Genomic DNA, 6,613 nt, shown 5'->3' on the forward strand with positions numbered 1-6,613 from the left:
GACTGACGCGGCGAAAGGTTAGGGACTGTGGCAGCAAGCCGACTTGCGGGAAGCCGACTAAATTACACGGGATATTTTACACCAGTTAACCACATAAAGGTCCTTGCCAGAGGACAGCAGTTTTATATCCGGAGGCCATTCCGGATTCCGAGTCGGGTACCAGCACGGCAGTATTTCTGAAGGGGAAGTCCGGAAGGTGCGACGAAAAACCGCGACGAAAATCGTGATCAGGAAATCTGGGTTGCCGGCATTGCTTCGCCGGTTTGCAGCACGACCCGACCCCCTTGCTCGCCAAAAAAGCTGACGATTCTTTCCGGCAACCAGGTCAGTCTGCCGGGAAACGGGGAATCGAGGAAGCCTACATGCCCTCCCTCGTCCGGGTATTCCAGGACGACCCTGGAAGAAACATCTGCACAGGTGGGCAAGGCATGCGGCGGCATGAACGGGTCGTTGATTGCATTTACAACGAGGGTAGGCACTTCAATGTACTTGAGCCATGGTTTGCTGCTCGATTGATTCCAATAGTCCTCCGCATTGCGAAAACCATGGAGCGGTGCAGTTACGAGATTGTCAAACTCATACAATGTGGTGCAGGCGCCGACCGCGGCTGGATCGAACAAATCCGGAAAGAGGTCGAGTTTCCCAACCGCTTTGCGCTTGAGCGTATCGAGAAAATGGCGCGTGTAGAGCAGATTGAAGCCGGAAGCGAGAGCATTCCCCGCAGCGGCAAGATCGAGAGGCACGGAAACGGCCACAACTCCGTCCACCAACCGGCACGCGTGCCTGCCCTGTTCACCCAGCCATTTCAGCAGCGCGTTGCCTCCCAGCGATACTCCGACCGCATAAATCGAAGAGTGTTGTAAGCCGGGCTGCCTTTCTCTGACATTGATGCGTTCCAATACCCAGTGGATCTCTGCCGAATCACCCGCATGATAGGCGCGTGGCAGCCGATTCGGTGAACCGGAGCAGCCACGAAAATGTACCACGGCCGCGCGCCAGCCTATCTCCCGAAACAGGGTCATGGTGCTCACGACATAGTGGCTGTTCGAGCTTCCCTCGAGGCCATGAAACAGCACTACCAGGGGCGCATCCCTCGCGCCCTCCAGCCAGTCGATATCGATGAAATCCCCATCATCCAGCTCCCAGCGCTCACGCCGGTAGGGAATCGAAGGGCGGGCAAGAAAATAGGGATAGATGGTTTGGGCGTGGCCCCCCCGCAGCCACATCGGGGCGACATAAGGTCTTGCTGGCTGAATGGATATGGAGGAAAGGAATGTTTTCACATCAGGTCTTATAATCCTTGCCATCTCGGAATGAGCGAACTGCCGCTCTCGACACGTTTTAAATATAGCAATAAAAAAAGCGGATGGTCCAGCCGAAGATTTCCTTATGCTCCTGATTGTTGCGGCATCCATGACAGACAAGAGCCCAACTCCATGAATCGGCTGAAGGCAAGACCGACCTGTATCGCACACCGGAACAGCAGTACTATAATAGATGTACCTTCGCACTTCCATTTTGCAGTTGCCCGTTTTGAAGTTGCCGGGACGCCAGGAAGAGAAACAATATTTCATCCATCGGTTGATCCTCATCTCGCGCAGGTTCCGCTGAACGGCAAGTCATGAATCTGAATCTTTAAGGAGCAGCATGAAAAAACTGTTTTTGTTGTTGTTTTTTGCGATTTTTTCCACCACCGTTACCGCCACCGAAGAGGATTACAAGCTCTGTACGATAGGAGGTTATTTTTCAGGCACAAACGACAAATTCCTGAGCGGATTAGCCGCGCATATTGCCGAAAAGAAGCATGTTTTTGGTGACCCCATTTGCGATGCGGCGTGGGCGAATGGTTACAGAGTCGGCGAAAAGCTAACGAGGACGGGAAAGATCAAGGACCCATCCGAGCGGGAGATTATCCAGCAGGCGACCGCATTCAGTTCGAAGATATACGAGACAATCAGTTCCCGCATAAAATTTTAGTGGCAGGACCACCGTTTAGTCATCGCTCGTCCTGTTTCTCTCATGTCCTTTCTTTAGGACCGCTCTCTTCCTCCTGATTATTTCATTTCTCATTTCATTAAACTGCTCCCGCATTTCATGCTCGATAAACACTTTTCCCACTACCGCAGGAATCCAGACTTTCGGGATAGCCTCAGTACGATGGACCACGCGAGTCAGCCCGGCCTCATCAGTCAGGTAAGTAGTACCTTCCAATTTGTGCATGTTGCCACTGATGAGATGCGTCAATATCTTATCGTAAGGGATCAATCTTACTTCCCGTGTTGACTCGAACGGATAACGGATGGGGCCGTAAGTGGCAGCCCCGCTTTGGAAAATAGTAAACTTGTCTTCAGAAACACTGACAATCTTGCTCTCCTTCAAGTTGGAGACAAAATCAGCCATACCGTCGAAGTCGGTGAGCACGTCCCAGACCTCCTGCTGGCTTGCTGGCACAGCAAAATTAAGATCAATAATAATGTTTTCCCCGACCATGCTGACCTGAACTTCGATGTCCCTACCCTGGGGCGAATCTGCTGACGATCCTGCCATGAATGGCATTGACCACAGGAATAGCAAGAAGGAGGCGTTTCTCATTGGGTATTACAAGAGGTCGTTACCGTTTTTGGACATATTCGCCTGGATTGGAAAGTGGTTTAGCAAGTTTATTCTGGATAATGTAGTCACGAGATTTTGAGCCAAAGGGCGATGCATCTGATGTGGATGGCAGCAAGAAATGATGACGAACCAGCCGGTAGGTCATTTCAGTTCCCGCAAAGAAGGCCGAGGCTTTTTTAAAACGTCATTATGCATCCGTAACTGCCGATTCTCCGCCCCCGGCTGCCGGATACGTTGCTGCTCGGCAGTGAGCGGCTTGCCAATTCCTGCCTGTCCAGCGTTCAATCATCATAAACCCCCTCCATAAGTGAATAATCCACCTATCAAAGTGTCCGTGCAAATTAAACCACTAAAGGTGTTACTCCAGGCACTCATCCTATGAAGTGGCTGGAGGGTCAGATAGGCAAGCGCCAAGTCGCTTAAGTACTTATACTTCCGCGCTTGTTTCTATGAGTAACTCTTTCAATCCCAGATGGATTGAGGGAACCAGATTTTAAAAGAACCAGGCAATATGAAAGTTGAATATCTTCCCTTTACCATAGGGCGTGTTCGCACGCCTGAAGAACTCGCACAGTGTACAAGACTTCGGAAAGACAGGTATGGACGTCATCTACCGCAATTCGCTCTTAAGCTTGCCTTTCCCGAACCGGAAGACTCACGCAACTCCTCGTTCGTTTTTTTGGCCACTTCAAAAGCTGATGGAAGTCCCGTGGCGACCTCAAGACTTCAAACCAATATCCAAGCGCCCCTTCCCTTGGAACATGCAATCTTGCTGCCGGAATACCTTCGCGCAAGCAGAGTAGCGGAAGCCACGCGCTTTGTTGTCAGCGGGGGTACCCAAGCCCGGACAGTACGCACCGCTGTTTTAAAGCAGCTCTATCTTGCATGCGTCTCGCTTCAGGTCGACTGGATAGTCATTGGCGCACGCCCACCCCTTGAAAAGCTGTATCTGGGATTAATGTTCCAGGATGCTTTCCCTGGTGCCAGTCTCGTTCCCTTACCTTATGCGGATAATATTCCACACCGCATACTCGCTTTGCGAATTCCTGAACTCGAACGGCGCTGGCGTATGGCAAACCACCCTTTGTATGATTTTTTCTTCCACACTTTTCATCCTGACCTGGAACAGTTTGAAATCCCTGGATGCAATGCTCAGCGGCAGATTATGCAAGGATGATGTGATAGGGGAGAATTCAGACAAAAATCGGTAGAGCAATTACCGCAATAAGCGTGATACAGCCAGCCTTCGTGCGTACGGATATAAGTGATATCCGTGACCTAAACCTCATTGGGGGCCTCGACGTCAAAGTTCTGCTCTAGCCGGTTCTCGGCAACGGCAGCCGGTTTGCCATAATGTCCGGCTTTGCCGGTATCCCACCTGAGCCCGCCATCCCTCCTGCTTCATCAGGCGATAAACGCGATGCTCCGCAGAATTCGCCCAGATCGCGCACCCTGACCCTCAAATATGAAGATTCGGAAAGACCGGCGCCGATTACGGAACGGGATTTACTGACGCCGCGGCGTTTCTCGGATCGCGCCAGCGACATGTAGACGACCTTCAGCCTGTTCAGGAAAACCTGATCAAGGGTGGCATACGGGGACGAAACAAGGGCGGACGCTCCATGACGACCCGCGCGGTGACCGGCATCGATCAAAATGTGAAGCTCAACCGCGCCTTGTGGGTATTGGCCGAGGAAATGAGAAAGTTGAAATAGCTGGATTATAGGGGGACCAGCTCTTCGACTGGTCCTCAGTCTTGTTTTCGCATGTCGAAAAGTATCAAATGTCAGGAGGCGTAGGCAATCAGCATCTCAGCTGTCATTGCATCCGTAAAACCGCCAGTGCGGGCAGGAGTTCTGCCTATATAGCACATATGGATTTGTCGCCGCTGGTATGCTAAGGTAATACCATTAAATACCAAATAGAGACCCTGCCATGGCTGCTGTTACCCGCCCAGTTGCGATCAAGATTGACCCGGATATCAAGGAGCGCGTGAAGCGCTTGGCCACCGCTCGTCATCGCACGCCACACTGGCTCATGCGTGAGGCAATCACCCAGTATGTCGAGCGCGAAGAGAAGCGCGAGGCCTTCCGCCAGGATGCGATCAAGGCTTGGAAAGAGTACCAGGCCACTGGATTGCATGCCACGGCTGAAGAGGCGGACGCCTGGTTGGTTAAGCTCGAAGGAGGTCAGGACGCTGAGCCACCAGAATGCCACGTCTGATCTGGACGCCTCAGGCGCTGCAGGATGTGCAGCGCCTGTATCGTTTCCTCGCAGATAAGAACGTTGATGCTGCCAGGCGGGCCGTCCAGGCGATCCGCAAAAGCGTGAAAGTGCTTGTGCACCAGCCTGGGATCGGCCGTCCGGCGGAGGATATGGAGCCAGAGTATCGGGAGTGGATCATCGACTTCGGGGACAGTGGTTATGTGGCTCTCTATCGCTATGAGGGCGAGACGGCAGTGATTCTAGCCGTGCGCCACCAGAAGGAGGCGGGTTACTGACGGGATCTCGGGAGGGAGTAAGCATCGAGTTCAATACCCATGCATCTTCATCCAGATCTCCGGGAGGGCGATAATCTTCGCGTTCTTGCGTGCAGCCTTCATGCACGCTCAAAATTTTCTTCCAAGATAGCCGATATGAAGGTCGCTGGAATAAAAAATCGCGACAACGATAATTTGCTGGAATCGTTCGGCTATGACAAAGTATAACGGCTATACCTCCACACCTGCTGAATGAAGCGCACGATACACCTTGCCCTCACAGCTCACCGTTTCAGAGGGCAGAGAACGGGAACACTGTAAGTGTTCCCGCCAGCTTGTGCCTAGGGGTTTTCTGACCCCTTTTCTTTTCCTACCAGGATCCGGTAATCGAATCTGGGCAGTTGCCTCAGTTTTTCCTTTGTTGCGCCGGGAAGAACCGCTTTCGGGACAATCTGGGAAAATCTCTCCACAGGGACCGCGACCTTGTAATCACCGTAGCCGAGAAAGCCACCAATATTCACAATGGCAAAAACCAGATGCCCATCCTTGGTTACGATGAAATCATCGAAATCCCCGACCTTTTCCTTCGTATCGTTATAGACATCCGCGCCCTTGAATTTCGAGACCTGCTATCCAAGCCCGATGAGCTCAGTCTCGGCAGCGGTAGGTCCCAAGTCCTTGCTCGCCTTGGGATCTGCAGCGAGGGCCGTGGTAGTGAGAGACAAGCTGCAAATTGAGACTACAATCATTTTGGTGAGATTCATGTCTTTTCCTCCTTTAAGTATTGCTCGTCCATAAATGTGATCAACGCACCGTTTCAGTGCGCCAACCTTGTTGGCATCCGGCCTTGCCATTGGCAGGACCGGCCCAGCCAAACCCCTGACTTAAAGCCTCTATCAGGAGATCCATGGGGTAGTTCATGACGCAAGCATCTCATGCTAGCCCCCATTTTTTTGCTCGCCAGGCGAGTACGAACAGCAGCAGTCCGGATATGGTGGCATACGTGCTGATCAGCCACACTAGAGCCAGTGCTCCGGCACCGGGGAAGAGAAATACGAATACGCCGAACGCGATCGATATGATGCCTTCGAGAATCAGGAGCCCTTCCCCTCGGATCACCTTACGCAGGCGAATCGCCATGACGACCTCAACGACACCGGTCGCCAGAGCGGTAGCCCCGATGATCAGCACAAGCATCACCGCTGTAAGTCCCGGAAGGATCATGGCCGGGGGTGGGTAAATAGAGTTGATACAATGGCTCTCCCAATAAACAAAGAGGGATGCGTCATGAAGTATCACATCACGGTTATTCTGTGCGTGCTCCTGTATGCATGCGCACAGCAACCAATGATTTTAAGTAAGCCTCGAGACGATCCGCCCCAGCGTCACAAAGACTTGACGGAGTGTGAATTCGAGGCAGCAAAGGCAACAGCAAGCGCGAGCAGTGCGGTGATGTATGACGTGAACGAAGCGGCAGTACATGACGCAATGATACGTCAGAGAAAAGAGCAACTCATATC

General features: G+C 52.3%; 9 protein-coding genes and 3 pseudogenes. 5 read left to right on the top strand and 7 right to left on the bottom strand.

Annotated elements, in window-relative coordinates; genetic code table 11:
• Positions 1-227: 227 nt before the first annotated feature.
• Positions 228-1,226 (bottom strand): YheT family hydrolase, encoded by a 999-nt coding sequence (locus AC52W5_RS04375; RefSeq protein ID WP_495670115.1) that lies wholly within the window; start codon positions 1,224-1,226, stop codon positions 228-230.
• 421 nt (positions 1,227-1,647) lie between these two features.
• Between AC52W5_RS04375 and AC52W5_RS04380 the strand changes: the two genes are divergently transcribed.
• Positions 1,648-1,977 carry a hypothetical protein gene (locus AC52W5_RS04380; RefSeq protein WP_107763242.1) on the top strand — a complete coding sequence of 110 codons (330 nt, stop codon included), beginning with the start codon at positions 1,648-1,650 and terminating at the stop codon, positions 1,975-1,977.
• Between the two features lie 15 nt (positions 1,978-1,992).
• Here AC52W5_RS04380 and AC52W5_RS04385 read toward each other — a convergent pair whose 3' ends face one another.
• Both AC52W5_RS04385 and AC52W5_RS04390 read right to left on the bottom strand, forming a co-directional pair.
• Positions 1,993-2,547 (bottom strand): SRPBCC family protein, encoded by a 555-nt coding sequence (locus AC52W5_RS04385; protein ID WP_495670109.1) that lies wholly within the window; start codon positions 2,545-2,547, stop codon positions 1,993-1,995.
• A 219-nt stretch (positions 2,548-2,766) separates the two neighbouring features.
• Positions 2,767-2,895 (bottom strand): annotated as a pseudogene (locus AC52W5_RS04390) (IS3-like element ISKpn18 family transposase); the annotation flags it as partial.
• A gap of 229 nt (positions 2,896-3,124) precedes the next feature.
• On the opposite strand from AC52W5_RS04390, the gene AC52W5_RS04395 reads away from it, so the two are divergent.
• Positions 3,125-3,790, top strand: a complete 666-nt coding sequence (locus AC52W5_RS04395; protein ID WP_074975015.1) for an N-acyl amino acid synthase FeeM domain-containing protein — start codon at positions 3,125-3,127, stop codon at positions 3,788-3,790.
• Positions 3,791-3,894: 104 nt separating this feature from the next.
• Here AC52W5_RS04395 and AC52W5_RS04400 read toward each other — a convergent pair.
• Positions 3,895-4,064, bottom strand: a pseudogene (locus AC52W5_RS04400) (IS3 family transposase); the annotation flags it as partial.
• A 484-nt stretch (positions 4,065-4,548) separates the two neighbouring features.
• Between AC52W5_RS04400 and AC52W5_RS04405 the strand changes: the two are divergent.
• The gene (locus AC52W5_RS04405; protein ID WP_495670110.1) at positions 4,549-4,836 is read left to right on the top strand and encodes a CopG family ribbon-helix-helix protein; all 288 of its coding nucleotides are present in this window, start codon (positions 4,549-4,551) and stop codon (positions 4,834-4,836) included.
• Entirely contained in the window at positions 4,824-5,114 is a 291-nt protein-coding gene (locus AC52W5_RS04410) for a type II toxin-antitoxin system RelE/ParE family toxin (RefSeq protein ID WP_495670111.1), read from the top strand. The genes AC52W5_RS04405 and AC52W5_RS04410 overlap by 13 nt, the downstream gene beginning before the upstream one ends.
• A gap of 320 nt (positions 5,115-5,434) precedes the next feature.
• On the opposite strand, the pseudogene AC52W5_RS04415 reads toward AC52W5_RS04410, so the two are convergent.
• The 3 genes and pseudogenes from AC52W5_RS04415 to AC52W5_RS04425 form a co-directional block, all read right to left on the bottom strand.
• A pseudogene (locus tag AC52W5_RS04415) lies at positions 5,435-5,707 on the bottom strand (PRC-barrel domain-containing protein); the annotation flags it as partial.
• A gap of 15 nt (positions 5,708-5,722) precedes the next feature.
• A complete protein-coding gene (locus tag AC52W5_RS04420) occupies positions 5,723-5,857 on the bottom strand; it encodes a hypothetical protein (RefSeq protein WP_495670112.1) in 135 nt (44 codons plus the stop codon).
• A gap of 169 nt (positions 5,858-6,026) precedes the next feature.
• Complete coding sequence (locus AC52W5_RS04425; RefSeq protein WP_495670113.1) at positions 6,027-6,317, bottom strand: HdeD family acid-resistance protein; 291 nt, start codon at positions 6,315-6,317, stop codon at positions 6,027-6,029.
• Positions 6,318-6,380: 63 nt separating this feature from the next.
• On the opposite strand from AC52W5_RS04425, the gene AC52W5_RS04430 reads away from it, so the two are divergent.
• On the top strand, positions 6,381-6,613 hold a 233-nt coding region (locus tag AC52W5_RS04430; protein ID WP_495670114.1), incomplete at its 3' end, for a hypothetical protein.

Source organism: Nitrosospira sp. CT (assembly GCF_059489795.1).